Origin of the sequence: Streptomyces populi (assembly GCF_002911015.1) — a bacterium.
GTDB classification, from domain to species: Bacteria; Actinomycetota; Actinomycetes; order Streptomycetales; family Streptomycetaceae; genus Streptomyces; species Streptomyces populi.
Genome location: NZ_KZ626909.1, coordinates 1 through 26,221, shown reverse-complemented (window position 1 = coordinate 26,221; position 26,221 = coordinate 1). Strand labels below are relative to the sequence as shown.

Annotated in this window: 18 protein-coding genes; 10 read left to right on the top strand and 8 right to left on the bottom strand. The window is 71.6% G+C overall.

Annotation, left to right across the window (positions count from 1 at the left end; genetic code table 11):
* Nucleotides 1–33: 33 nt before the first annotated feature.
* The 5 genes from CW362_RS28755 to CW362_RS28735 all read left to right on the top strand — a co-directional run bounded on the left by CW362_RS28755 (nt 34) and on the right by CW362_RS28735 (nt 6,157).
* Complete coding sequence (locus tag CW362_RS28755; protein WP_206301077.1) at nt 34–1,032, top strand: LacI family DNA-binding transcriptional regulator; 999 nt, start codon at nt 34–36, stop codon at nt 1,030–1,032.
* 279 nt (nt 1,033–1,311) lie between these two features.
* The gene (locus CW362_RS28750) at nt 1,312–2,664 is read left to right on the top strand and encodes an ABC transporter substrate-binding protein (protein WP_103552521.1); all 1,353 of its coding nucleotides are present in this window, start codon (nt 1,312–1,314) and stop codon (nt 2,662–2,664) included.
* Between the two features lie 8 nt (nt 2,665–2,672).
* Nucleotides 2,673–3,644 (top strand): carbohydrate ABC transporter permease, encoded by a 972-nt coding sequence (locus tag CW362_RS28745; RefSeq protein WP_103552520.1) that lies wholly within the window; start codon nt 2,673–2,675, stop codon nt 3,642–3,644.
* Nucleotides 3,641–4,516, top strand: coding sequence for a carbohydrate ABC transporter permease (locus CW362_RS28740; protein ID WP_103552519.1), 876 nt, complete (start codon nt 3,641–3,643; stop codon nt 4,514–4,516). Before CW362_RS28745 ends, CW362_RS28740 begins: the two co-directional genes overlap by 4 nt.
* Before the next feature lie 39 nt (nt 4,517–4,555).
* Nucleotides 4,556–6,157: a glycoside hydrolase family 13 protein gene (locus tag CW362_RS28735; protein ID WP_103552518.1), complete on the top strand. Its 1,602-nt coding sequence runs from the start codon at nt 4,556–4,558 to the stop codon at nt 6,155–6,157.
* A gap of 36 nt (nt 6,158–6,193) precedes the next feature.
* On the opposite strand, the gene CW362_RS28730 is transcribed toward CW362_RS28735, so the two are convergent.
* The 4 genes from CW362_RS28730 to CW362_RS28715 are packed head-to-tail and all read right to left on the bottom strand — an operon-like array spanning nt 6,194 to nt 9,616.
* Entirely contained in the window at nt 6,194–7,003 is an 810-nt protein-coding gene (locus tag CW362_RS28730; RefSeq protein ID WP_103552517.1) for an ABC transporter ATP-binding protein, read from the bottom strand.
* Between the two features lie 20 nt (nt 7,004–7,023).
* Nucleotides 7,024–7,842 carry an ABC transporter permease gene (locus CW362_RS28725; RefSeq protein ID WP_376449943.1) on the bottom strand — a complete coding sequence of 273 codons (819 nt, stop codon included), beginning with the start codon at nt 7,840–7,842 and terminating at the stop codon, nt 7,024–7,026.
* Nucleotides 7,839–8,648 (bottom strand): ABC transporter permease, encoded by an 810-nt coding sequence (locus CW362_RS28720; protein ID WP_240658084.1) that lies wholly within the window; start codon nt 8,646–8,648, stop codon nt 7,839–7,841. The genes CW362_RS28725 and CW362_RS28720 overlap by 4 nt, the downstream gene beginning before the upstream one ends.
* Nucleotides 8,645–9,616 (bottom strand): ABC transporter substrate-binding protein, encoded by a 972-nt coding sequence (locus CW362_RS28715; protein ID WP_103552516.1) that lies wholly within the window; start codon nt 9,614–9,616, stop codon nt 8,645–8,647. The genes CW362_RS28720 and CW362_RS28715 overlap by 4 nt, the downstream gene beginning before the upstream one ends.
* A 186-nt stretch (nt 9,617–9,802) precedes the next feature.
* On the opposite strand from CW362_RS28715, the gene CW362_RS28710 reads away from it, so the two are divergent.
* Nucleotides 9,803–10,618, top strand: a complete 816-nt coding sequence (locus tag CW362_RS28710) for an IclR family transcriptional regulator domain-containing protein (protein WP_103552515.1) — start codon at nt 9,803–9,805, stop codon at nt 10,616–10,618.
* Here CW362_RS28710 and CW362_RS28705 read toward each other — a convergent pair.
* The 4 genes from CW362_RS28705 to CW362_RS28690 all read right to left on the bottom strand — a co-directional run bounded on the left by CW362_RS28705 (nt 10,569) and on the right by CW362_RS28690 (nt 13,950).
* Nucleotides 10,569–11,504: a PDR/VanB family oxidoreductase gene (locus CW362_RS28705; protein ID WP_103552514.1), complete on the bottom strand. Its 936-nt coding sequence runs from the start codon at nt 11,502–11,504 to the stop codon at nt 10,569–10,571. The genes CW362_RS28710 and CW362_RS28705 overlap by 50 nt on opposite strands.
* Nucleotides 11,501–11,719 carry a hypothetical protein gene (locus CW362_RS28700; RefSeq protein WP_162684253.1) on the bottom strand — a complete coding sequence of 73 codons (219 nt, stop codon included), beginning with the start codon at nt 11,717–11,719 and terminating at the stop codon, nt 11,501–11,503. The genes CW362_RS28705 and CW362_RS28700 overlap by 4 nt, the downstream gene beginning before the upstream one ends.
* Complete coding sequence (locus tag CW362_RS28695) at nt 11,716–12,780, bottom strand: aromatic ring-hydroxylating dioxygenase subunit alpha (RefSeq protein WP_103552513.1); 1,065 nt, start codon at nt 12,778–12,780, stop codon at nt 11,716–11,718. Before CW362_RS28695 ends, CW362_RS28700 begins: the two co-directional genes overlap by 4 nt.
* A 351-nt stretch (nt 12,781–13,131) precedes the next feature.
* Nucleotides 13,132–13,950: a hypothetical protein gene (locus CW362_RS28690; protein ID WP_103552512.1), complete on the bottom strand. Its 819-nt coding sequence runs from the start codon at nt 13,948–13,950 to the stop codon at nt 13,132–13,134.
* Between the two features lie 122 nt (nt 13,951–14,072).
* Here CW362_RS28690 and CW362_RS28685 point away from each other — a divergent pair, with 122 nt between their 5' ends.
* The 4 genes from CW362_RS28685 to CW362_RS28670 all read left to right on the top strand — a co-directional run.
* The gene (locus tag CW362_RS28685; protein ID WP_162684256.1) at nt 14,073–16,103 is read left to right on the top strand and encodes a CHAT domain-containing protein; all 2,031 of its coding nucleotides are present in this window, start codon (nt 14,073–14,075) and stop codon (nt 16,101–16,103) included.
* 97 nt (nt 16,104–16,200) lie between these two features.
* Nucleotides 16,201–20,211 (top strand): hypothetical protein, encoded by a 4,011-nt coding sequence (locus CW362_RS28680; protein ID WP_103552510.1) that lies wholly within the window; start codon nt 16,201–16,203, stop codon nt 20,209–20,211.
* A gap of 275 nt (nt 20,212–20,486) precedes the next feature.
* Nucleotides 20,487–22,079, top strand: a complete 1,593-nt coding sequence (locus CW362_RS28675; RefSeq protein WP_162684255.1) for a hypothetical protein — start codon at nt 20,487–20,489, stop codon at nt 22,077–22,079.
* Nucleotides 22,080–22,103: 24 nt separating this feature from the next.
* A partial coding sequence (locus CW362_RS28670; protein ID WP_162684254.1) for a hypothetical protein occupies nt 22,104–26,221 on the top strand: 4,118 nt, incomplete at its 3' end.

Here is a 26,221-nt window from a genome sequence, read left to right as displayed (position 1 = left end):
GCAACTTGCATTTCTTGCGCTATTCTTGCGTGCATGACGCGACGACTTGCTCAGGTGGCGAAGAAGGTCGGGGTCAGCGAGGCCACGGTCAGCCGGGTGCTCAACGGCAAGCCGGGTGTCTCCGACTCCACTCGGCAGGCGGTCCTGTCCGCCCTGGACGTCCTCGGCTACGAGCGGCCGACCCAGCTGCGCGGCGAGCGCGCGCGGCTCGTCGGGCTCGTCCTGCCCGAGCTGCAGAACCCGATCTTCCCGGCCTTCGCGGAGGTGATCGGCGGAGCGCTCGCCCAGCTCGGTCTCACCCCGGTGCTGTGCACCCAGACCAAGGGCGGGGTCTCCGAGGCCGACTACGTGGAGCTGCTGCTCCAGCAGCAGGTCTCCGGCGTGGTGTTCGCCGGCGGTCTGTACGCGCAGGCCGACGCGCCGCACGACCACTACCGCGAGCTCGCGGACCGCAACATTCCGGTGGTGCTGGTCAACGCGGCCATCGAGCACCTCGGCTTCCCGTGCGTCTCCTGCGACGACGCCGTGGCCGTCGAGCAGGCCTGGCGCCATCTCGACTCGCTCGGCCACGAGCGGATCGGACTCGTCCTCGGCCCCGGTGACCACATGCCCTCGGGCCGCAAGCTCGCGGCGGCGCGCGCCCTCGCGCCGGATCTGCCCGACGAGCGCGTGGCGCGGGCGATGTTCTCGCTGGAGGGCGGCCAGGCCGCGGCCACCAGACTGCTCGACCAGGGGGTCACCGGCATCATCTGCGCCAGCGACCCGCTCGCGCTCGGCGCCGTGCGGGCCGCCCGCCGCAAGGGGCTCAGCGTCCCCGGCGAGATCTCCGTCGTCGGGTACGACGACTCGGCGTTCATGAACTGCACCGAGCCCCCGCTGACCACGGTCCGCCAGCCCATCGAGGCCATGGGGCGCGCCGCGGTGGAGCTGCTGAACGCGCAGATCGGCGGCAGCAGCGTGACCCCCGAGGAGCTCCTGTTCGAGCCGGAACTGGTGGTGCGCGGCTCGACCGCGCAGGCGCCCCGGGGCTGAGCCGCGCGACCGGGGCCGCGCGACCGCGGCCCCGGGGCCGCACGACCCGGTCCCGGCCCGGCGCCGCCGTACCGGGACCGGTGACCGAGGCGCCGTACCGGGACCGGTGACTCCGGTACGCAACCACCTGCCGTGAAGACCCTTGATCGCTGTCAAATAATTACAGATTCTGCGCGACATCTTGCGGACCGATGTCGACGGTGCTTGAGTGTGCGGCGCCAGAACACGGCGGCAAGCCCGCCGTGGGCCTTCCTCGCTCCAGCCCGAAGGGGTCCACCAATGAGAAGTACCGGGTTCCGCCGTAGCTTCGTCATGCTCATGGCGTCATCCGTCGCGCTCACCGCCACCGCGTGCGGTTCGAGCGGCGACGACGACGCGGCGAACGGAAAGACCCGCATCACCGTCAACTGCGAGCCGCCGAAGAGCGCCAAGACCGACCGCTCGTTCTTCGACGCCGACGTCGCGGCCTTCGAGAAGGCCAACCCGGACATCGACGTCGTCACGCACGACGCGTTCCCGTGCCAGGACCCCAAGACCTTCGACGCCAAGCTCGCCGGAGGCCAGATGGAGGACGTGTTCTACACGTACTTCACCGACGCCAAGCACGTCGTCGACGTCAACCAGGCCGCCGACATCACGAGTTACGTCAAGGACCTCAAGAGCTACGGCACCATCCAGCAGCAGCTGCGCGACATCTACACCGTCGACGGCAAGATCTACGGCGTCCCGCGCACCGGCTACTCGATGGGCCTCATCTACAACAAGGCGCTCTTCGAGAAGGCCGGCCTCGACCCCGACAAGCCCCCGGCCACCTGGGAGGAACTGCGCGCGGACGCCAAGAAGATCGCCGCGCTCGGCAAGGGCACCGTCGGTTACGCCGACTACAGCGCCCAGAACCAGGGCGGCTGGCACTTCACCGCCGAGCTCTACTCGCAGGGCGGGAACGTCGTCTCCGAGGACGGCAAGAAGGCGGCCGTCGACACCCCCGAGGGCAAGGCGGTCCTACAGAACCTGAAGGACATGCGCTGGAGCGACAACTCCATGGGCAGCAAGCAACTGCTCGTCATCAACGACGTCCAGCAGATGATGGGCTCCGGCAAGCTCGGCATGTACCTCTCCGCGCCCGACAACATCCCGATCCTCGTCAAGGAGAAGGGCGGCAACTACAACGACCTCGCCCTGGCCCCGATGCCCGGCGGCAAGGGCACGCTCATCGGCGGCGACGGCTACATGTTCAACAAGAAGGACACCCCGGCCCAGATCAAGGCCGGCCTCAAGTGGCTCGACCACATGTTCCTGACCCCCGGCAAGGGCTTCCTCGGCGACTACGCCCGCGCCAAGCAGAACGACGCGCCCGTCGGCCTGCCCGAACCGCGCCTGTTCACCGGCGCCGCGGACGCCAAGGACCAGCAGGTCAAGAAGGCCAACGCCAACGTGCCCGTGGAGAACTACCAGCCCTTCCTCGACGGCAACCAGGGCCTACAGATGAAGATCGAGCCCCCGCAGGCCCAGCAGATCTACTCCGTCCTCGACGCCGCCGTGTCCGCCGTCCTCACCAAGAAGGACGCCGACATCGACCAGCTCCTCGAGGACGCCTCCGGCAAGATCGACTCCATCCTGGCCCGAGGCTGACACCGTTCATGAAGACCGCATCGAAACCCCCCGCAGTGCTCCCTCCGGCCGCCGTCGGCGCGCCGGAGGCGCCGCGGTCGGCCGGGCGCCGGAACGGGGGTGTGTCACGCCGGCGCCCGGCCGACCAGTTCCGCGCCTACGCCTTCCTGGCCGGCGGCCTGCTCTGCTTCGCCCTGTTCTCCTGGTACCCGGCGATCCGCGCCGTCGTGATCGCCTTCCAGAAGTACACGCCCGGCAGCGGCGGCGAGTGGGTCGGCACCGCCAACTTCACCCGGGTCTTCCACGATCCGGAGTTCACGGCCGCCTGGCGCAACACCCTCACCTTCACCGTCCTCGCCCTGCTCATCGGCTTCGCCGTCCCGTTCGTGACGGCGCTGGTCCTGAACGAACTGCGGCACGCCAAGGCGTTCTTCAGGGTCGTGGTCTACCTCCCGGTGATGATCCCGCCCGTGGTCAGCGCCCTGCTGTGGAAGTGGTTCTACGACCCCGGGGCCGGCCTCGCCAACGAGACGCTGCGCGCGCTGCACCTGCCGACCTCGAACTGGTCCAACGGCGCCGACACCGCACTCGTCTCCCTCGTCATCGTCGCCACCTGGGCCAACCTCGGCGGCACCGTCCTCATCTACCTGGCCGCCCTCCAGAGCATCCCCGGCGAGCTGTACGAGGCGGCCGAGCTGGACGGAGCGAGCCTGCTCCAGCGCATCCGGCACGTGACGATCCCCCAGACGCGCTTCATCATCCTCATGCTGATGCTGCTTCAGATCATCGCCACCATGCAGGTGTTCACCGAGCCCTTCGTGATCACCGGTGGCGGCCCCGAGGACAAGACCGTCACGGTGCTCTACCTGATCTACAAGTACGCCTTCCTCTACAACGACTTCGGCGGAGCCTGCGCGCTGAGCGTCATGCTGCTCGTCCTGCTCAGCGCCTTCTCCGCCCTCTACCTGCGGCTGACCCGCTCCGAAGGGGAGGACGCGTGAGCACCCGCACCCTGATCTCTCCGCTCACCCTGGCCCGCCCCCGCGGCAGGGCCCTCTACTGGACCGTCTTCGGCGGGGTCGTCCTGCTCTTCGCGCTGGCCTTCCTCTTCCCCGTCTACTGGATGGTGACCGGCGCCATGAAGTCGCCGGACGAGGTCACACGCACCCCGCCCACGCTCGTGCCGGAACACTGGCACCTCGCCGGATACACCGACGCGTGGGACCTGATGGACCTGCCCACCCATCTGTGGAACACCGTCGTCCAGGCCACGGGCGCCTGGCTGCTCCAGCTCGTCTTCTGCACGGCCGCCGCCTACGCCCTGTCCAAACTGAGGCCGGCCTTCGGCAAGGTGATCCTCGGCGGCATCCTCGCCACCCTCATGGTCCCCGCGCAGGCCCTGGTGGTCCCCAAGTACCTGACCGTCGCCGACCTGCCCGTCCTGCACACCAGCCTGCTCAACTCCCCGCTCGGCATCTGGCTGCCGGCCGTCGCCAACGCCTTCAACCTCTACCTCCTCAAGCGCTTCTTCGACCAGATCCCGCGCGACGTCCTGGAGGCCGCCGAGATCGACGGCGCCGGGAAGCTGCGCACCCTGTGGTCGATCGTGCTGCCGATGTCCCGGCCCGTCCTCGGAGTCGTGTCGATCTTCGCCCTGGTCGCCGTCTGGCAGGACTTCCTCTGGCCGCTGATGGTCTTCTCCGACACCGACAAGCAGCCCATCAGCGTGGCGCTCGTCCAACTGTCGCAGAACATCCAGCTGACCGTGCTCATCGCCGCGATGGTGATCGCCAGCATCCCCATGGTCGTGATGTTCCTGGTGTTCCAGCGGCACATCATCGCCGGGATCAGCGCGGGCAGCACCAAGGGCTGACGCCCGTACCCGACCTCCTCGAACGAAAGGCAACGCACCGTGGGACAGCCCCGCCCTGCCCGAAATCAGTCCGCGTGGTGGCGTTCCGCCGTCATCTACCAGGTGTACGTCCGCAGCTTCGCGGACGGCGACGGCGACGGCACCGGCGACCTCGCGGGCGTCCGCGCCAGACTCCCGTACCTCGCCGAACTCGGCGTGGACGCGCTGTGGTTCAACCCCTGGTACCTCTCGCCCCTGGCCGACGGCGGCTACGACGTCGCCGACTACCGCACCATCGACCCGGCCTTCGGCACGCTCGCCGAGGCCGAGAAGCTCATCGCCGAGGCCCGCGAGCTGGGCATCCGCACCCTGGTCGACATCGTGCCGAACCACGTCTCCGACCAACACCCCTGGTTCAGGGCGGCGCTGGCCGGCGGCCCGGAGCGCGAGCTGTTCCACTTCCGCCCCGGACGCGGCGAACACGGCGAACTCCCGCCCAACGACTGGCCGTCCCAGTTCGCGGGCTCCACCGAGCCGGTGTGGACCCGGCTGCCCGACGGCGACTGGTACCTCCACCTCTTCACCCCCCAGCAGCCCGACCTCAACTGGGACCACCCCGCCGTCCGCCGCGAGCACGAGGAGATCCTGCGCTTCTGGTTCGAGCGGGGAGTGGCCGGTGTGCGCATCGATTCGGCCGCGCTGCTCGCCAAGGACCCGGACCTGCCCGACTACGTCGAGGGCCGCGACCCCAACCCCTACGTCGACCGCGACGAGCTCCACGACATCTACCGCTCCTGGCGCGAGGTCGCCGACGCCTACGACGGCATCTTCGTCGGCGAGGTCTGGCTCCCCGACTCCGAGCGCTTCGCCCGCTACCTGCGCCCCGACGAACTGCACACCGCCTTCAACTTCTCCTTCCTGTCCTGCCCCTGGGACGCGGACCGGCTGCGGACCTCGATCGACGAGACCCTCGCCGAGCACGCCCCCGTCGGCGCCCCCGCCACCTGGGTGCTGTGCAACCACGACGTGACCCGCACGGTCACCCGCTACGGCCGCGCGGACACCGGCTTCGACTTCACCGCCAAGGCCTTCGGCACCCCCACCGACCTGGCGCTCGGCACCCGCCGGGCCCGCGCCGCGGCCCTGCTCTCGCTCGCTCTCCCCGGCGCCGTGTACGTCTACCAGGGCGAGGAACTCGGCCTGCCCGAGGTGGAGTTGCCGCGCGAGAGCATCCAGGACCCGATGTACACGCGCTCCGGCGGCACCGACCCGGGCCGGGACGGCTGCCGGGTCCCGCTGCCCTGGACGGCCGCCGAGGAGCACGCCGGGTTCGGCGGCGAGCCCTGGCTCCCGCAGCCCGCCGACTGGCCGGCGTACGCCGCCGACCGCCAGGCGGACGACCCCGCCTCCATGCTGAGCCTCTACCGGGCCGCACTGCGCCTGCGCCGCGACGAAGCGGGCTTCGGCGACGGCCCGCTCGACTGGCTGCCCGCGCCCGAGGGCGTCCTCGCCTTCACCCGCGCGGACGGCCTGCTCTGCGTCGTCAATCTGTCCGACGGCCCGGTCGGACTGCCCGGGCACTCCCGGCTCCTGCTCCACAGCGCCCCGTTGACCGCCGACGGACTCCTGCCGCCGGACACGGCGGTCTGGCTGCGCGCCTGACCGGGGCCGCACCGCACGACACCCTCTCCACGGTCCTCACCGAGGCGGAGGCGCGTCCTCGACGACCGGCTCCCCGCGTTTCGCCGCCTGGATCTGCTCGTACACACGGGTCCGCAGTTCGGCGAAGCGCGGGGCCACCCGGGTGCGCAACTGGTCCCGCTCCTCGGGAAGATCGACCTTCAGCTGCTCCCGCACGACGGTGGGGGAGGCCGAGAGGACCAGGACCCGCTCACCGAGGTACACGGCCTCGTCGATGTCATGGGTCACGAACAGGACGGTGATCCCGCGCCGGCGCCACAGCCGGCGCACCAGATCCTCCAGATCGGCGCGGGTCTGCGCGTCGACCGCCGCGAACGGCTCGTCCATGAGCAGGACCTCGGGTTCGTACGCCAGGGCCCGGGCGATCGCGACCCGCTGCTGCATCCCGCCGGACAGCTGCCACGGATAGGCTCCCGCGGCATCGGCCAGACCGACGGACTCCAGCGCGTCGACGACCAGTTCCCTGCGCCGAACCCTGCCCAGCTTCTTCTGCCGCAGCGGGAGTTCGACGTTCTCGCCGACCCTCATCCAGGGGAACAGACTGCGCCCGTACTCCTGGAACACGAACGCCATGCCCGGCGGCGGACCGCTCACCCGCCGGCCCCCGAGCAGCACCTCGCCCGACGTCGGCGCCAGCAGACCGGCCATGCACTTCAGCAGCGTGGTTTTGCCGCAGCCCGACGGGCCCACCAGACAGACGAGTTCACCCGCGTCCACCGTGAAGGTGAGATCGCGGACCGCCTCCACCCGGCGCCCCGCCCCCTCGTAGACCTTCCGCAGGCCGGATACGACCAAAGACGCGTGCATGGACCGCCCTTTCGGATGCGTCACGGGGACCGCCTGGAGGAGTCGCGCAGACCGTGGTACCAGCCGAGGACCCGGCGCTCGACCAGTTGGAAGAGCACCGAGAGGAGAAAACCGAGCAGGCCGAGGACGAGGATCCCGGTCCACATGTCGGGGATCGCGAAGCCGCGCTGGAACTGCACGATGGTGAAGCCGAGTCCGTTGCTGGCCGCGAACATCTCGCTGATGACCATCAGGATGATGCCGATGGACAGCGCCTGGCGCAGCCCCGCGAAGATCTGCGGGCCCGCCGACGGCAGCACGACGGACCGGATCCGGGCCGGACCCGTGATGCCGTACGAGCGGGCCGTCTCGGACATCACGGAGTCGACGGCGCGCACGCCCTCGATCGTGTTGAGCAGGACCGGCCACACACAGCCGCTCGCGATCACGACGATCTTCATCGTGTCCCCGATGCCCGCGAACAGCATGATGACCGGGACGAGGACGGGCGGCGGCACCGCCCGCAGGAACTCCAGGACGGGTTCGCACACGGCCCGCACCTTCCGGTACGAGCCGATGACCGTGCCGAGGCCGATCCCCACCACGGCGGCCGACGTGTAGCCGGCGAGCAGCCGCAGCAGGCTGGGCAGCAGATCGGCGCGGAGCCGCGCGCGGGTCCAGACGTCGGGGAAGGTCTCGAGGATCGTGCGCAGCGGCGGCCAGTAGACGTCGGTGCTGCCGTCCGAGGCGAGCCACCAGAGGCCGAACAGCAGGGCGGGGAGCGCGACGACGAACAGCGCGCGCAGCAGACGGCCTCCCCACGTGCCCGGCCTCCTCCGCCCGGCGGGGTCGTCCTTCACACCGTCACCTCCCCGCGCACCGACTGGTGCCAGGCCAGCGCGTACCGCTCCACCGACCGCGCGCCCACGTTGATGAGCAGCCCGAGCAGACCCGTGACCACGATCAGCGCGTACAGCTCGGGCACCGCCTGCGAGGTCTGGGCCACCGCGATGCGCGCGCCCAGCCCCGGTGCCCCGATGACGAGTTCGGCGGTCACCGTGAGGATGAGCGCGACCGCCGCGGCGAGCCGGACCCCGGTCATGACGTACGGGAGCGCGGTCGGCCACAGCACGTGCCGGATCCGGGCCCAGGTGCCGAGCCCGTACGAGCGCGCGGTCTCCTCCGCCACCGGGTCGACGTCCCGCACCCCGTACATGACCTGGACGAGGACCTGCCAGAAGGACGCGTACACGACCAGGAGGAGCACCGACCTCAGCTCGGTGCCGTAGAGCAGGACGGCCAGCGGGATCAGGGCCACGGAGGGGATGGGCCGCAGGAACTCGATCGTCGAGGCGGTCGCCTCGCGCAGGTACGGCACGACCGAGACGACCACCCCCGCCACGACGCCCGCGCCGACGGCGATCACGAGGCCCAGCGCCCAGCCCGTGAGGGTGTCGCCGAGATCCGCCCAGAAGGCGCTGTCGGTGATCTCGCCGCCGAGGGCCCGCGCGATCCGGCTGGTCGGAGGGAAGAACTGCTCCTTGACGAGGCCGAGCCGCGGCACCGCCTCGCCGAGGGCGAGGAAGGCCGCGAGCCCGGCGGCGCCCAGTGCGGCGTTCACGGCCCGTCCGGAGGAGCCGCCGCCGCGCGGTGACGTGGGCTTCACGGCAGCAGCTTGTCCAGGTCGGGCGTCGACTTGAAGAGACCGTCCTGCTCGCCCAGCTTCTCCAGCGCCTCGATCGAGGCCCGGTTCGGCTCGGCCGGCCACTTCGGCAGGGTCACCTTCGCCAGCACGGCCGCGGGGATCGTGGTGTACGTGGTGACGATCCCCCGGACCTCGTCCGGGTGCGCGTCGGCGTAGGCGAGGGACTCCGCGGTGGCCTCCTGGAACTTCTTCACCACGTCCGGGTGTTGCTGCGCGTACTGGTTCGAGGTGAAGTACATGGCGACCGTGAGGTTCGGCGCCACGTCGACCAGGGAGGAGGCGATCTCGGTCGCGCCCTGGCTCTTGACGGTGGCGAGCGCCGGCTCGACCACCATCGCGGCGTCGATCCGACCGCTGTCCAGGGCCGCGGGCATCTGGTCGAAGGCGAGCTCGACGAACTTCACCTCGGACGGGTCGCCGCCCGCCTTGCGCACCGACTCGCGCACGGCCGTCTCGTTGATGTTCTTCAGCGTGTTGACGGCGACCTTCTTGCCCTCCAGGTCCTTCGCCGACTTGATCGCGCTGCCCTTCTTCACCGTGATGGCACCGAAGTCCGCGCCCGCCACGCCCGTCGAGGCGACGCCGTTCGCGATGGCCTTCACGGGAACGTCGTTGGACTGGGCGATCATCAGCGAGGTCACGTTGGAGAACCCGAACTGGAACTGGCCCGAGACGACACCCGGGACGATCGCCGCGCCGCCCTGCGCGGCCGTCATCGACAGGGTCAGTCCGTGCTTCTTGTAGAAGCCCTTCTTCTGGCCCAGGTAGACGGGGGCGACGTCGACGATGGGGATGACCCCCAGCTTGACCTCGGTGGTGCCGCCGGACGAGGAGTTCTTGTCCGAGGCGCCACCGCCGTCCGACGAACCGCAGGCCGACGCGGCGACCAGCACGGCTCCGACCGCGATCCCGGCGAGCAGACGACGCATGGCTCCTCCTGTGCAGACGAGAGTGTTCCGACAGGGTGTGCGCACACCGCACAATGGTGCTCAGCGCGAAGGTAGAACCCTGTCCGTGCCGGGTCAATGGCTTTGGCTGACAATATTGTTGACAGTTATCGAAGTGTGCCCCCGTCCCGTACGGAGGGCGCTCCGCGTGCCCCTCTGGAGGCGACGATGCCTGCGGCAGACCGAGCCCCCCACTTCGTCCGCTCCTTCGAACGAGGACTCGCCGTCATCCGGGTCTTCGGCGCCGACCGGCCGGAACTGACGCTCAGTGAGGTCGCCCGCGGCTGCGGCCTGACCCGCGCGGCGGCGCGCCGCTTCCTGCTGACCCTGGTCGACCTCGGCTACGTCCGCACGGACGGCCGTGTCTTCCGGCTCACCCCGCGCGTGCTGGAACTCGGCTACGCCTATCTCTCCGGCTTCACCCTCCCGGAGATCGCCCAGCCCCACCTCGAGCAACTCGCCGAACAGGTGGGGGAGTCGAGCTCGCTCTGCGTCCTCGACGGTGACGACATCGTGTACGTGGCGCGGGTCCCGACCCGGCGCATCATGACGGCGGCGATCACCGTCGGCACCCGCTTCCCGGCCCATGCCACCTCGGTCGGCCGGGTGATCCTCGCGCACCTCGCGGACGACGAGATCGACACCCGGCTGCGGCGGGCCGATCTGCGCCCTCTGACCGCGCGCACGATCGTCGCGCCGGACCTGCTGAGGGCGGAACTGGCCCGGGCGCGGCGCCAGGGCTACGCCGTCGTCGACCAGGAGCTGGAGGAGGGGCTGCGCTCGGTCGCCGCCCCGGTGCGCGACCGGAACGGCGACGTGGTGGCGGCCGTGAACATCCCGGTGCACGCCAGCCGCAACAGCCTCGAATCCGTCCGCCGCGACCTGCTTCCCCGCCTGCTGGAGACGGTCGCGCGGATCGAGCGGGACCTGGCGGTCACAGATCCAGGACGAGCCGTTCCCCGAGGCAGCGGGACACGCAGATGAGCATGGTCCCGCCCGCCTCCCGCTCCGCGTCCGTGAGCACCGAGTCCCGGTGGTCCGGGGTCCCTTCGAGCACGTCCGTCTCGCAGGTCCCGCACGTGCCCTCGGTGCAGGAGTGGAGGACCTCGACACCGGCGGCGCGCACGGTGTCGAGGACGGAGACGCCGGGGGCGACGGTGAGCGTCCGCCCCGACCGCTCCAGGACGACCTCGAACTCCGTCTCCCCGCCGGTGCTTCGCTCCCGCGGCCGGAACCGCTCGACGTGCAGCAGGGCGGTGGGGCAGCGCTCCTCCATCGCGTCCAGCAGCGGCCCGGGACCACAGCAGTAGACGAGGGTGTCACCGGAGACCCCGGCCAGCACGGAGGGCAGGTCGAGCGGTCCGGTCTCGTCCTGGGGCGCGAGGGTGACCCGGTCCCCGTAGCGCTCCAACTCCCCGGTGAACGCCATGGAACCGCGGGTCCGGCCGCCGTACAGCAAGGTCCACCCGGCGCCCGCCGCCTCGGCCGCGGCCAGCATCGGCAGGATCGGGGTGATGCCGATCCCGCCCGCCACGAAGCGGTAGCGCGGGGCGGGCACGAGCGCGAAGCGATTGCGCGGGCCCCGGACCCGGACCGTGTCGCCCTCGCCCAGCCTCCCGTGCACGTGAGCCGATCCGCCCCGCCCGTCCGGCTCGCGCAGCACCGCGATCCGCCACGACCGGCGGTCCGCCGGATCACCGCACAGCGAGTACTGCCGCTCCAGGCCCGGCCCGAGCACGACGTCGATGTGGGCGCCCGGTTCCCAGGGAGGGAGTTCGGCCCCGAGCGGATGCCGCAGGCTCAGGGCGAGCACGTCATCGGCGACGGACTCGATCCGTTCGACGGCGAGTCGTGCCTCGTACACGTTCACGCCCCCGTTCCCCGCGGCCCCTGAACGCCTCCGCCCCGGTGCCGCCCCCGGTCCCCGGTCCGTGCCCCGTGTCCCTCGGGGTGGGCGAGCATCCACTCCCACATCGCGACCGGGTCCTCGGCGGTGTGCTCGGCGCCGCAGTGGCAGGTGCCGTGCAGAACGTCGGTGCCCGGGAGCCAGGTGACGCGGTGGACCTCGCCGGCCGGACCGGTCACCGTGCCCTCTCCACCGGCTTGTCGCCCTCCTCCGCCAGGCGGGCCAGGATGCGCCGGGCCGCGAGACCGCCGGTGTCGATGTTGATGCTCAGCTCCTGGTGGCCGGTGCGCCCGGTGGCGAGGGCCCGCTGGAGGAGGTTGAGCGCGTCGACGTCCTGCATCACGACGGTGTGGTTCAAGTCCCGCATGAAGGAGCTGACTTCGTCGTCCGAGCGGGCGAAGTCGCGCGAGACCGCCCAGAAGTCGTACACCGCGCCCTCGCCGGACGGTGTGATGGCGTACGTGATCTCGGTGTGGAAGGCGTTCGGGTCGCTGCCGTCCGCCTCCGGCGGCACACCGGCCGGCGCGACCCTGCTGTGCAGCAGGTAGAGGCACGGCGCGTGGTACTCGATGTCCTGCCAGCGCGTGATCCGGCCCCGGACGCCGGTCGACCGGGCGTAGAAGGGCGGACACTCGGCGTCGTCCATGTGCCGGGAGACGCGCACGACACCGGCGCCCTCGTCCACCTCGGTGGTGATCGGCGTCTCGGCGACCTCGGGCGTGCCGATGTAGCCGCCGTGCAGGTACGTCTCGTGCGAGAGGTCGAGGAGGTTGTCGACGAGGAGTCCGTAGTCCGCGTCGACGGGTTCCATGCCGCTGACCGTCGTCCAGCCGGGCGAGTCCATGTGCGGTGCGCGCGGTACGGACCCCGGGTCCGCGAGCGCGGGGTCGCCGATCCAGACCCAGACGAACAGGTCCTGCTCGACGACCGGGTAGGAGGCGACACGGGCGGTGCGGGGTATCCGCTTCTGCCCCGGCACGCGGACGCACGTACCGGTCCTGTCGTACGTGAACCCGTGGTAGCCGCACACGATCCGGTCACCGTCGAGACGGCTCTCCGAGAGCGGGAAGTACCGGTGCACACACCGGTCGGACAGCGCGACGGCCGCCCCGTCCTCCTCGGTCCGGTAGAGCACGAGCGGCTCACCGAGGACCGTCCGGCCGAGCAGTCCGCGCCCGACCTCGTAGGTGTAGGCGGCGACGTACCACTGGTTGCGGGCGAAGGCGGTGGTGTGCGGCATGGCGTTCCCGTCCCTGAGAGCGGGGCCTCGCCGCCCCGCGTGCCGTGGTGGAACTCAGGGTCGTGACGCCCGCGGCCGGCGGGCAAGACGGCTTCCGCCAGACGGAAGGGATGTGGGAAGGGACACGGACTCGTATCTGCCGGAGGACCCGGAAGGAACCACGGTCGCCCCGCCCGGCGACCGGACGGCCCGGCGGGAACTCGGCCGCTTTCTCACGTTCCTCGGCTCCGCGCTGGTCATCGCCGGTGCCGTGGTCGGCGTGCTCTCCCTCTTCGCGGGCGGCCAGGGCCCGTCCGACGGGTCGGGCCGGACGGGGACCCGCGGTGCCCGTGGGCTGCCGGGAACCGCGGGTCAGGCGCCGTCGGCGTCCTCTTCCTCGTCCTCGTCCTCGAAGTCGTCCTCTTCGAAGTCCTCGTCCTCGAAGGACTCGCTGCTCACTTCGTCGACGACCCATTTCTCGACGGCGTCCTCGTCCTTCGTCCCGCCGAGGAACCCCGCTTCGGCTTCCTTGAACCAGTGCGGGATCACGCCCCGGACCCGGTACAGGGGGGTGAGATCCCCCTCGGACAGCAACTGGATGCCGGCTGTCGACCCTCCGGCCCATTGCAGCCCTCCCGAGGCCGCCAGCATGTCCAGGCCGGTGACGCCGGGGTCCGCGGCGGCCCGGAGCGCGATGCGGTCCCTGCGCCTCCTGCTCATGAGGACCGTCGTGAACGCGGCATGCGTGACCTCGGTGATCACGACCTGGTCGTCGGGCCAGCCGCCCGCCCGGTGCAGGTCCAGCATCCGGCTCTCGACCGTCTCGATGCCCTCGATCTCCTCCGTCCGGCAGCCCGTCGCGTGGAAGAGCACCGACCGCGCCCTGGCGAACTCCAGGAGCACCGAACCGTCGGCGGCCACCGGACCGGCGTCCACGCCGAGGCCCGTGTCGAGGTGGACCTGGACGTTCCCCGTCGAATCGCTGTGGTACGAGGCGCGGTTGTGAGGGATCGGCCGGGGAGCGAAGCCGATGCCGTACAGCGACTCGAGGGTTCCCTTCCGCTCGAAGTGCCCCTTGCGGAAGACCCCGACGTCCCCGAGCCGCCGATGGGAGGCCGGCGGCCATGCCGGTTCCATGCCGAGGTCGGCCCGCACCTTCCGGATGTACTGCCTGTGTCGCGCCCTGGCCACCTGTGTCTCCCGTCGCCCCTCGTGCAGCGTGGTTCGTGTCGTAGCGTAGGCAAGGTGACGGTCATTTCGTATGGATGGCCATGAAATGTTCTGTACTGCAAGAGAGATGGGCAAAACCCTGCATGCTGCGATCAGCCGAGCTCTCGATCGGTCACTGGCGACGGCATCCGGCGGACGGGCTGCCCGACTGGTGGGCCTGGCGCCTCCAGGTGGCCGGCAGAGGACAGGTCGCGTTCGAAGAAGTGCTGCTCGAGACGCCGCGGCAGCGTTCCGGGCTCGCCGGACTGTACGAACTCCAGCGCACGGTTGCCCGGGTGCACGGGAGCGAGGGCGGCGCGGCCGCCGTGGAGCACGCGGTGCGAACCTCGGGAGAGTGGATCGGGGACGTCGGACTGGGGGGTGTGGCGCCCCTGCTGAAGGAACTCGCGCCGCTCGTCGTGACACTTGAACTTCCGCCGCTCATGCGTGACTTCGAGCATCTGCCCTGGGAACTGGGCCTGGTCGGAGGCCGGTCGCTGGCAGAGCACGGTGTGCTGTTCGTACGAGACCGCCGCCGGGCCGCCTCCGTCACCGTCCCGTCCTCGTCCCGAGCGCGTGGACTCCCGTCACACCTGCGCATGCTGGCCCTGTTCAGCCTGCCGCGGGGCTCGGCCGCGCTGGACCTCGGCGCGCACCGCGCCACCCTGCGCGGCCGGCTGCGCGACCTGGCCGCCGGGGGAGCCGCCCCCGCCCTGCCGCTCGAGGTGCGGACCCGGCAGTTCGGCGTCACACGCAGGACGCTCGGCGCGATGCTGGACGAACCCGAGGGCTGGGACGTCCTCCACATCGTCGCGCACGGTCTGCCCGGGCTTCTGCGCCTGGAGAAGGAGGACGGCACGAGCGACGAACTGGATGCCGAGGACCTGCTCGAACTCCTGGAGCGGGCACGGGGACGGACCAGGCTGGTGTTCCTGGCCGTGTGCTGGTCGGCCGGGCGGACCGCGAACCGTGCCGCCGTGCCGACGCAGCGCAGGGGCGAAGCGGAGCGCGCCGTCCCCGCCGTGCCCGAGTCGCTGGCCTCGGCCATCGCCGAGCGGCTCGGATGCGCCGTCGTGGCGATGCGCTTCCCCGTACGCAACGACTTCGCCCTGCGACTCGCCGAGGGCCTGTACACGCATCTCTTCCGGCAGGGCCACCCCCTGCCGACGGCGCTCCACGCGGCCCTGTCCGACACCGCGCTCGACGCCCGGTTCGGGGCCGGCGCCACCCCCCTGTCCTTCGCCGCCACACCTGTCCTGCACGGCGCGACCGCCGCCGGTCTTCGGCTGCCGGACCGCCGCCTGCGCCCCGCGGCGCGGATCCGCCGCCGCGCGGACGCCTCCGGAACCCTCCCGGGCCGGCCCGACTCCTTCGTCGGGCACCTCCGGCAGATGACGGCGGCCAGCGCCGCGCTCGCCGTCGGCGGCGGTACGCGCGGAGTCGTCCTGTACGGCCGCGCCGGCCTCGGCGCGACGACGTGCGCCGTACAGCTCGCGCACGATCACCGGGAGGCCTTCGACCGGATCCTGTGGCACCCCAGACCGCCCTGGTACGGGGCTCCCGCGCCGTCCCGCGCCGAGCCGGTCGACAGTCTGCTGGAGCAACTGGCGGTGGAGGTCCCACCGCTCCGCGAACGCCGGACCGGGCGGGGCGAGGGGCAGGGCGGCCCGGGAGCCGTCCCCTCCGCCCCCTCCTGGGCGGACCTGGTCTCCCGGATGTCCGGGCTGCGCCTGCTCCTGGTGGTGGACGCCGCCGACCGCGCGCTCGCCCACGACGCGCGCTGGGGCCCCTTCATCGACCGGCTCGCCTCCGCGCAGGGCCCGCTCCGGCTGCTGCTCACCTCCCGGACGGCCCTGCCGAAGCGGGCTCCCGGCCTGCCGCGCGTCGAGCTGGAGTCGCTGAGCGACGACGAGATGCGGCAGATCCTGTGCTCGCTTCCGGGGCTCACGGCGGCGGGGCCGTCCGCATCCCGGGTACTGAGCCGTACCGGAGGCAATCCGGGACGTCTGATGGACGCCGAGCGCAGCGCCCGTACTTCCCCGGCGGAACTCGAGGGATGGATACGTCAGCACCCGCCGAGAATTCGCAGACCTTTTCGAAAGAAGGAAGCCACGGTTCCAGGGGCCGATATTTGATGTCCCTTCTTTCCCGCTCTTCCCCATATAAGGGGCGGTCGCGGGTCTACCCTGCTCTGCACTGGCATATGCGAGGGGTTCTTGGGGGGACGGGGACGTGTCGGCGCATTACGACGCCCTGCTGGAGGTCAGGGAATTCGCCGTGGCGAAAACCGGCCTGCCACGCTGGTTCTGGCGGCTGTCCGACAGGGCCGGCGGGCTCGTGGCCGAGTCCGCCGTGGATCTGGCGCGGGACGAGGACGCGGTCAGGGCACGGAGGTTCCGCGCGTTCCTCACCGACCCGCACGCGTTCATGCAGCACGGCAGGTTCGGCGAGCCGGGCGAGGAACGGATGGGCCGGGACCTGGGCGACTGGCTCCGGCGGACGGTCCTCACCAAGAGGATCTGGGACGGGCTGACCGCCCACGGTCCGGCGACGGTGCTGCTGCGTCTCGATCCGAACGGGCCGGAGCGGGAGGTGATCGGCTACCCGCTCGTCCTGGCCGCGGACGGCGGGGGCAGTCTGGCGGACCGGCTGGTGACCTTCGTCCACGACATCGATCCACGCCGGCCGGCCGCCCCGCCGGACCCGGCGCGCGAGACGCGTCCGTTGCACGTCGTCGGATTCTTCGGCAGGACCGCGACCGGCGAACCGCTCGATCTGCACGCCGAGCAGTCCCAGGTCCTCGGCACCATCGAGAACGCGGCCGCCGACGGGCGCGGGATGGACATCACCAGGCGCGCGCTCTCGTACCACGTCACCAAGGAGCAGGTGGGCGAGCACCTCGGGAACGCCCGGCGGGGTGACAACCGGCAGGAGGCCGACTGGGCGATGATCCTGCACCTGGCCGGCCGGGGAACTCCCGGCACCTGGTCGGTGGGCGAGGGAGCGCACGAGCACATCCCCGTGACGGCCCAGGACCTGTGCGGGAAGCTGCGCGGCAGCGGCAACGACAGACGGCTGCGGCTGGTGGTGATGACCACCCGCCCGGCCAGCAGCCCCTCGCTCGCCGACCGGCTGGCGATGTTCCGCATCCCCTCCCACACCGAGCCGGAACCCGGCGTCACCGACTCGTGCTCCGCCGTCGGCGGGCTGGCCGTGGACCTGGCGGTGCAACTGGGCTGCCCGGTCCTCGCCTTCCGGCACCGGATATCCGATCAGGGCGCGGTCGCCCTGATGGTGAGTCTGTACGACCAACTCCTCACCCGGGGCCTGAGCCTGCCCAGGGCCCTGGCGGCGGCGATCGAGGAGTGCCGGGACGTCCTGAGTCCCCTCGACGTCGCGGCTCCCGTCCTCTACGGAGCGCAGGCCTGCGGACTGACCCTGAACCCGCCGCAGCCGCCGCGGGCCGACGAGCTGACCTACAGGTCGGCGCCGAGCCTCGTCGGGCACCACGAGCCCATGTGGTCGGCGAGCCGGGTCCTGGCACGGCTGGCGGGCGACGGCCACAACGGAGTCGTCCTGCACGGGATGCCCGGCGTGGGCAAGACCACCTGCGCCGACGAACTGATCAGCCTGTACCAGCACCGCTACCGCGACGTGCTGCGCCACGTGCTGGGATCCCCCGGGGACGAGCCGCCCGACGAGGTGCTGCGCCGCTTCCTCCGGGAACTGCTCCAGCTGCCGGCCATGCGCCCGTACCTGGACGCGGACGGCGTGACCGTCGAGGAGCGGCTGGACGAGGTGATGGCCGACGACCTGGAGTTCGAGCGCATGAGCCGCGCCGTGGAGCAGCGGATCACGGGCAACACCAAGGAGTACGCGCTGGTCGCCCTCCTCGATGTCGGAGAGCTGACCGTCGCGCGTCCACAGGACGCGCGGGCGGTGGACGACGGTCCCTGGCGGGACCCGCGCTGGGCCCGCCTGATCAGTGCCATGACCCTTCCGGACGCCCCCGGCTTCCGCCTGCTCGTCACGAGTCCCCGCCCGCTGCGGCTCGACCGGGACCGGCTCCTCGACGTGCCGATGCCCCTGCCGGCACCCGCCGAGGCGTTCCTCCACGCGCAGGGTCTGCCGAGCCTCGGCCCGCTCATCGACGCCGCGGCCCGCGACACGGCCGACGACGAGGACCGCAAGCTCATCCACGACGTGCTCTCCCGCGCCGCGGGACATCCCGGGCTGCTGAGGTTCGCGGACACGGTGGCGGGCGAACGGGACGGGCGCGCACGGCTGCGTCGGCTCGCCGACCTGGACATGGACCCCCGGGCGTGGCGGGGAAAGGAAGCGGAGCAACCACCCTCCGCCTGGACGGGGATCGAGGAGTGGGCCCACGAGACGATGGGGTGCATACCCGAAGAGGACCCGCGGCACCTCCTGCTCCTCGTCCTCTCGCGGCTGCGCCCGAGGGACCTGGTCCTCTCCTTCGTCGACGGCGGCGAACCGGGCCTGCCGGCGGTGGTCTGGGCGGGGCTGCGCCGCAGACGGCTCGGCCTGCCGCCCGAGGAGCGGACCGGAGAGGAGGACGACGGCGGTGGCCTGCACGGGGAGACCAGGGAGCTCGACGACCTGGTGACGGCGCTCGCCCGGGACGGCCTCGTCAGCCGCACCAGGCGGCCGGGCAGTTCCGAGGTACGGATACGCATCCATCCCGCCGTCGCCCTCGCCGTCGACCCCCGTCGCCGGATCGGCACCGAGGACGGCGACGTGCTGCGGAGCGAAGTGGACCGGATCGCCTGCCGGCACACGGCGGGCCTGGCGAAGCGAGCGCTGCGCCGCCGTACGCACGGCGGGACCGCGGACGTGCTGCGGCTCATCTCCTCGGCACTGCCGTACCTGGAGCGGGTGGAGGACTGGTCCACCTACCTCCTGCTGGTCGCCGCCCTCATGACCCGTTCGCGGCGCGACCGCGGCCTCAGCGACATGGTCCGGCGGCTCGAGCGGATCACGGGGAGCATCCCTCAGGACGACCCCGACCCGGGCCTGTCCACGATGGCCCAGCGCCTGTACGGGGTGTTCGAGGACCTGAAGCGGGGCGACAGGCGGCCCGGTCTGTCGGCCCTGCTGGGCACGGGGCAGGGCGACCCCGACGTGGACGGCTCGCCGCTCGCGGTCGCCATGAGCGTCGTGATACTCAGCGGCCTGCGGGACACCGGGCGGCTCGCCGTGGCGGAGCGGGTCGGCGGTGACTACCTGGACCGGCTCGTCCCCGGCGCCCGTGTCGGGCTGGTCGCCAGCGCCGTCGAGGTCGAGGTCCTGCGGGTCCTGCTCGACGCGGGGCGGCTGCCGGAGGTGCTGGACCGCTTTCCGGCGGCGGCGGAGGCGCTCGCCGACGCCCGGTTCCGGGGCTCCGTCGACACCCACTGGGCCGACGGGGAGATCCTGCGCCAGAAGCTCTTCACCATCCGGCGTGACACCCACGTCCAGCTCGCCGCCGAGGCGTCGGGCGCGGCCGAAGGCGTCCACCGGGACCGGGCGCGCGCCGACCACGTCCTCCTGGGGCGCTGCTTCGTCCCGGACGGCGAGGGCACCGCGGGCGCCGTGAAACGGCATCTGCACCTCGTCGAAGGCTGTCTGCTGGAGCTCGAACCCCGGCTGCACGGTGACCGGAACGAGCTGACGAAGCTGGACAACGATCTGGTGGCGCACGTGCACGACGTCGAACTCAGCGGTGACATCGTGCTGGTCGCCATGACCGACTCGGCGCGGGCGCGCGTCCAGCGGGCGCACGCCGGTCTGGCGAGGGCCGAAGGCAACGGAGAGGCGGAAGGGACGGCGATGAAGGAGGCCTGCTACTACGAACTCAACGCGTTGCGCCTGTTCTACGCCCAGGGCACGCCCATGGACGTCGGAGCCTGCCACCGGCGCATCGGCGACGACCAGCTCAGGTGCGAGGAGGACCGGGTGAGGAGGGACGCCTCGGCGCACCACATGTACTCGGCCCTGCTCGGTGAGCTCACGGACGCCCACGTGCTGCGCGGGCGGGAGGAGGACCGCGAGCGCTGGCGCCGTGATCCGTCGGCACCCGGTGGCGTGGACGAGTTGTGCGACCGGCTCCGCGGGGCGTTCCGCAGCCCGCAGGACCCTGCCGACGTACCGATCGAAATAGATCCGAAGAAATTCCTCCTGAGAATGGTCGATGACGAACAGGATTTGGCATCCGGATTTCGGAGACTCCTGGGAGATTCATAGGCTCCGGTCAGGAAGCACGTGAAAATGGGGGTAGGTGAATGACGGACGTCGTCCACCTCAGGATCGCTTCCGGGGATGTGGACCCGGTGGCTTACACCGTCGAATCGACTCTGCTTCGGGGAGCCGATACCGACAGGGACCGATGGGAGATCAGGACCGGGGCACCGCTGTCGGACCCGGCGGGACCGGAGCAACTGTGGGAAGCGCTGCGCCGCGAGGTGGCGGCGCGGACGGGGGAGGGGCGAGATGAGCCCGGACTGTGGATCCTGCGTCCGGTGGGGCGCGAGTTGTGCGACGTCGGATGGGAACGCCTCGCGTTCGAGGAGGCCGCCCGGCGCGAGGCGGGTCCGGTGAGTGTGTTCCGCACCGGCGTGGGCGCCGGAGGCTTCCAGCCGGGGGAGCCGCTGCCGTTCCGCGATCTCTCGGTACGGGTACTCGTCGTAGGGGTCGACGTCCGGGCGGAGCCGGAGGCCGACCTGCCCTGGCACGAGGATGTCGCGGTACACGCCGCGGTCGGACCCCACGCCGGCCGGTGGGAGGTCGAAGTGCTCCCTGCCCCAGTCGACGACGACAAGCTGATCGCGGCACTCCACAGGACCAAGCCGCACGTACTGCACCTGGCGGGTGACAGCGCCCGGTCCCTGTTCCAGTGGGCCCCGTACGACCTGGGCAGGCTCGACCTGTCCTCCGTACGGCTCATCGTGTCCACCAGCGAGGAGTTACCCGCCGACGCCCACCGGCTGCTCGAACCGTACGTCGAGGCCGACGCGCCGCACCCGGCGCTCGCCGCGGTGTCCGTGACCGCCGAGCCGGCGTCGGCCCCGGACCTGTGCGGTCCGCTGACCGGGTTCTACGAGGGGCTGATCACGGGCGACAGCCTCGACGACGCCGTCCGCTCGATGACCCGGAGCGACACACGGGTGTCGGCCGCCGTCACCGTCAACTGCCGCCCCGAACTGGTCCTGCCGACCGCCCGGAGGCACGTGCCGCGCGGGGGCGGTTCCGACGCCCCGGACCTGTACACCTGTCTGGACCGGGTCACCGACCGGGTTCCCCAACGGCTCTCGGCGCTGGAGCACCTGGAGGGCGGGGCCGAGGTGAAAGAGGTGGTGGTGCTGTCCGGCGGGGTCACCGACACCCCGATCGGGACCACCTGCCTGCTGCTGTCCACGCTGCGGCTCTGGGAGGGGCGCCGTGACCGCCGCGCTCTCTACCTGAACTTCAGGGCACGCGCTCGCGACACCCGCGTCCGGTCCGCCGCACCGCTCCGCTCGGACAGCGCGGTGACCGAGACGGTGTCCTTACTGGTCGAGAGCGTCCGCGCCCAGGTGAAGCGGCACGACGACTGGGACGCGCCGGAGGAGCTCACCGAACTGGAGCGACTCCTCGCCAGGGAATCCGGGGAGTACCGCACGCGTACGAACACGGTGCGCGACGAACTGGTGAGCGGAGCCATCGACCTCATCGTCAGTCTGGCACCGTCGGGGACCCACCTCGCACTGGCTCTCGACCACTTCGGCGAGGACGAGAAACAGTGGGGCACCGCCCGCTCCCTGGTCCGTGACCTGTTCAACGTCGTTCTGAACAGCGCGAGCGCCGTCAGCGTAGTGGTGACTGCCAGGGACCCCGAGACCGCCGACTGGCTGGGCGCGTTCGTCGCCGGGCGCCGCACGGTCCTCCTGGAGCCCTGGGAGGAGGAACGCGGGGCCCCGCTGCTGCGTGAACTCGGTACGCGAATGGGATATGACTGGCACAATCCGGACGAGTGGCGCCAGCTCGTGACAGAACAACTCCAGGTCAACAGGGGTGCCTTCGGCCCGGGGTTCCTGAACGACGTGTATTCCGCGGCCGTGAGCCGCTTCGGCTGACAGGGAAAAAGGGGGGAGGGGCACATGGAAGAGGGGAAACCGGAGGGCCTGGACGGCCGGGACGCGTACGAGAAGGCGTACCGGCACTTCGAGGTGTCGCGGCACCGCAACCCGCGGCGCTATCGCGTCCTCAAACACTGCAGTCTGCTGACCTGCATCGACCGTGACACGTTCGCCGCGGCCGTCGACGGACTGGACTTCACGTTCGAGGAGCTGGGAAGGGCCGTGGAGGCGTACCCCGCCGAGGCGGGCTGGTACGAGCTCAACGACCTGGTGCGCAAGGGGGCGTGGGCCGCCTGGTGGGAGGACGGGCAGAACCCCGGCGCCCACGGCGTACCGCCGGGGGACATGGTCCGCCTCGCTTCGCGGCTCGCCTCCCGGCTGACCGGCGCCGACGGGGGTACGGCGCGGACGCAGAGGCTGCGGCTCCTGGTCATCGCCGGTCAACACGAGGAGGCGTGCGAGGAGTTCGACAGGCTCTACCCGGTCTTCGAGAACCTCCCCGACCTCGCCATGTGCCACCGGCTCGCGGAGGCGATCGCGCCCGACGACCTCCACCCCTACGCCTCTGATTTCCTGCACCCCGGTCTGTCGTGGCGCCGTGACGAGGCGGAGCGCCGGCTGGAGGCGGGCAGGGGACTGTACGAGTTCCTGGAGCAGACCCGGCACTACGTCGCACGCCGGGACGTCGAGGGCATCCTGGAATCGGCGGTCCGTGCCCCCGCCCCGGAGACACCCCTCCCGGAGGAGGCCGCCCTGCCGCCGGGGCCGCCCCTGGTGATCCATGTGCACGCACACGGAGGCATGGGCAAGAGCACCCAACTGGCCTGGCTCGTCGCCAAGTACGGCATCAGGCAGAGCCCGCCCGTGCTCTCCGCGGTCGTGGACGCACAGACGCTCGTCACCGAACTGCTGCTGGACATGCCGGAACTGATGCTGGTGAAGGTGGCCGCCCACCTCGTCGAGCGCGCCCGGATCCAGATGCCGGAAGCCGGGGAACGGCTCGGTCCGATGGCGGACTTCGTGCGGGACCACCGTGATGTCCCGCGCCGGCTCGACCGCGAGTTCGGCATGCCCGGTGAACCGCCGCGTGATCCGGGGCGGTCGGCGCCCCTGTCGGGAGCCCTCGTCACCCGGTTCACCGACGCCCTCAACGCGCTGGCCCAAGGTCCCGTCCTTCTGTGCCTCGACACCCTGGACGAGGTGCTGACCCGCCCGGACCACGAGTTGGAGCGCCTGTTCCGTCTGGTCCGCGGGCTGGTCAGGGCGGTCCCCTCGCTGCGCGTGGTGCTGTCCGGGCGCTCGGACGTCACCGAGACGGAGGGGTTCCGGTCCGTCTTCGGTGACGTCCCGTGGCGTTCCGTCGAACTGAAGCCGTTCAGCGTCGACGAGGCGAACGCCTATCTCAGGATGAGGGGCGTCGATCCCGAACGGGCCGAGCGCATAGTCGAGACGAGCGCCCGGGACGTCGAGGGCTCGCCCGCCTTCACCCCGCTCGTCCTCGCGCTGCTCGCCGACCTGCCGGACGATCTGCCGGACGACCTGCCGGGGGGTGGCGACTCCCTCTACCTCTTCGTCGTCGAGCGGGAACTGAGGAACATCGGCGACGCCCGGGTCAGCCGGGCCCTGGAGTACTGCGCCGTCGCCAGGCACCCCACCTTCGACTACTTCGAGAAGGTGCTCGTACCCCTGCTGTCCAAGGACCCGAACGCCGGTGCCGACGAGTTCGCCGACCCACGGGCCCTGTGGAACCGGCTCATCGAGCACGCCCGCCGGTCCGCCTGGATCAAGGGCGACGAGAGCCGCCTGCTCGTGCACGTCAACGTACGGCGCGCACTGAGCCGCCGCATGCGCCTGGACGAGGAGCAGGTCTGGCACAGGTTCCACCGGGACGGTGCCGCCACCTGCCGCGAACTCGCCCGGGACGCCGGGGGTTTCGCCGAGACCGCGGGCTGGATCGCCGAGCAGGTGTACCACCAGCTGCATTCCGCCGTCGAGCGGCAGGGCGACCGCGACGCGTTCCTCGACGACGCCGCCGGGATCTGGTACTCCCAGGTCACCGCGGCGTGGCGGCACGGCGCCTTCACCACGGTCATCGACCTCGCCGACCGGCTGATCAGCGCGGACTTCGAGGACGAGCGGTCCGAGGCCGAAGGCCGCGGGGAACCCGACCCCCGGGTGATGCCACCACAGCTCTGGTACGACATCGCCCTCGAACGCGCCTACGGCCAGCTGCACGCCGTGCTCTACAGCTCCCGGCCCGCGTGGAACGACGTCGAGCGCTATCTGGCGCTGGCCCGGCGCAGGGCCGCCATGACCGTGCCGGACCGGCCCCCGGTCCAGGAGGACCGGCTGCGCACGCACATCATCGATGCGGCCCTGCGCATCCGCGCGAGCGCGCAGGAAGGCCTCGGCAAGGTACGGGAGGCACGCCGGTTGCTGCGCGACGTCCTCGAGGCCGACGCGCGGACCGGACCCGCGCACGAACTGCAGGACCTCTGGCTCGCCGACGCCGGGCTGCTGCTGGCCGGCTGCGAGGTCCGGATCGGCCGTACCCGCGAGCCCGCCCACCTCAGCCACGCCGAAGCCGACCGTGTGTTCACCCGGATGTTCGACGCGGCCCGCGCGCGCGGAGGCCCGCAGGCGCTGATGGTGGCCCGGTTCGCGATGCGCGACTGGCAGCGCGCGGACCGCCCCGATCTGGTACGGGCCTGGCGACGACGGTACGGCACGGTCACGGAACACGCCGAGGAGTGGGTGGACCTGGCCGGGGCGGACGCGGAGCTGCGCTCGGGGCTGCCCGTCTCGGACGGCCTCCTGAACCGCGAGGGCTTCGGCCGGGGCTCGCTCACCGCCGACCTGCTGCGGGCCCGGTCGTATCTGCTGACGGGCGATCCCAGCGCCGCACAGCAGCTGCTGGAGGAGGTCACCCTGCCCGCGGTCTCGGGCCAGGTGGCGCCGGAGCTGGCCTTCGAGACGCTGATGGTCCTGGCCCGCGCGCACGCCCAGATGCTCGACCTCCAGCAGGCCGAGATCTACGCGGACCGCGCCCTGAACCGGGCTTCCGACGACGAGGAGCGCCTCTCCGCCCTGGCCTTCAGGGCGTCGACGGCACTGGCCGTGGCGGGTGACCTCGGCCGGGCCCATCAAGGGGTCTCCCGCGCCACACCGCTGCGGGAGACCCCGCGCGGCGCGGCCGGCACGGCCATGAACGCCGCCGAATGCGTCCTGCTGCACCGCCGGCGGATGACGCGGGACGCGGCGGCCCTGCTGGGCCGGTGGGCGGAGCAGCTGACCCGGCGCAGGGAGGACCCCGGCCTGCACGGTCCGCCGCCCACGCCCGCGGAGTGGCTCACCCACGCCGTGCACGCCCTGGTGTGCGGACCGCTGGAGGAGGCACGCGACCATGGCGCGGTCCTGAACACGGCTCTGGAGTCGGTGCCCGACCCCGGCCGCCGTCTGATGCTGCTCGTCGAACAGATCCGCCTGTACGGTCCCGTCGCGGAAACCCCCCTGCTCACCGAACGGCCCCGCACCGATGTCTTCGAACGACTGCTGGTCCGGCACCGCGCCGAGCCCGGTGAGGACCCCCGGGCGGCGGGGCTGCGCGCGTTGTGGACCGCTGAGCTGCGTTACCGGCTGCTCGGTCCGGGGCCGAGCGCCAAGGCCGCCCTGCGCACGGCCGTCGAACGACTGGGCCGGGACAACGGGCAGGTCCACGCGGCCTGGCTGCGCCTGCACCGGCTCGTGCCCGCGGACCTGGAGGCCGTGTTCCCCGAGCCCGAGCCGCACGCGCGTCAGCGGCTCCTGGCACTGCGCGCCGCCGACCTGCTGGCCCGCACCCATCGCCTCTCCCGCCGTCAGGCGCTGAAGCCCGCGCGGGAGGCGGCCGGACTCCTCGGTCCGCTGGACCCGTTCGCCCCGGAGAACAATCCACCCACCGCATGGCACCTCATGGCGGCACGGCGCGGAGCCGAGGTCGGTGTCCCGGCCGGCCTGCTGGCCGAGCTGCTGGACTCGCCGCTCTGGGAGGAGTCCCGGCGCCGCAACCTTCAGTTCGCCCTGCACCGGCTCGGCCGCTACGGGGGACCGTCGTTGCCCAGCGGCAAGGCCGACGACCGCTGGCGCAGGGCATGGGTGGA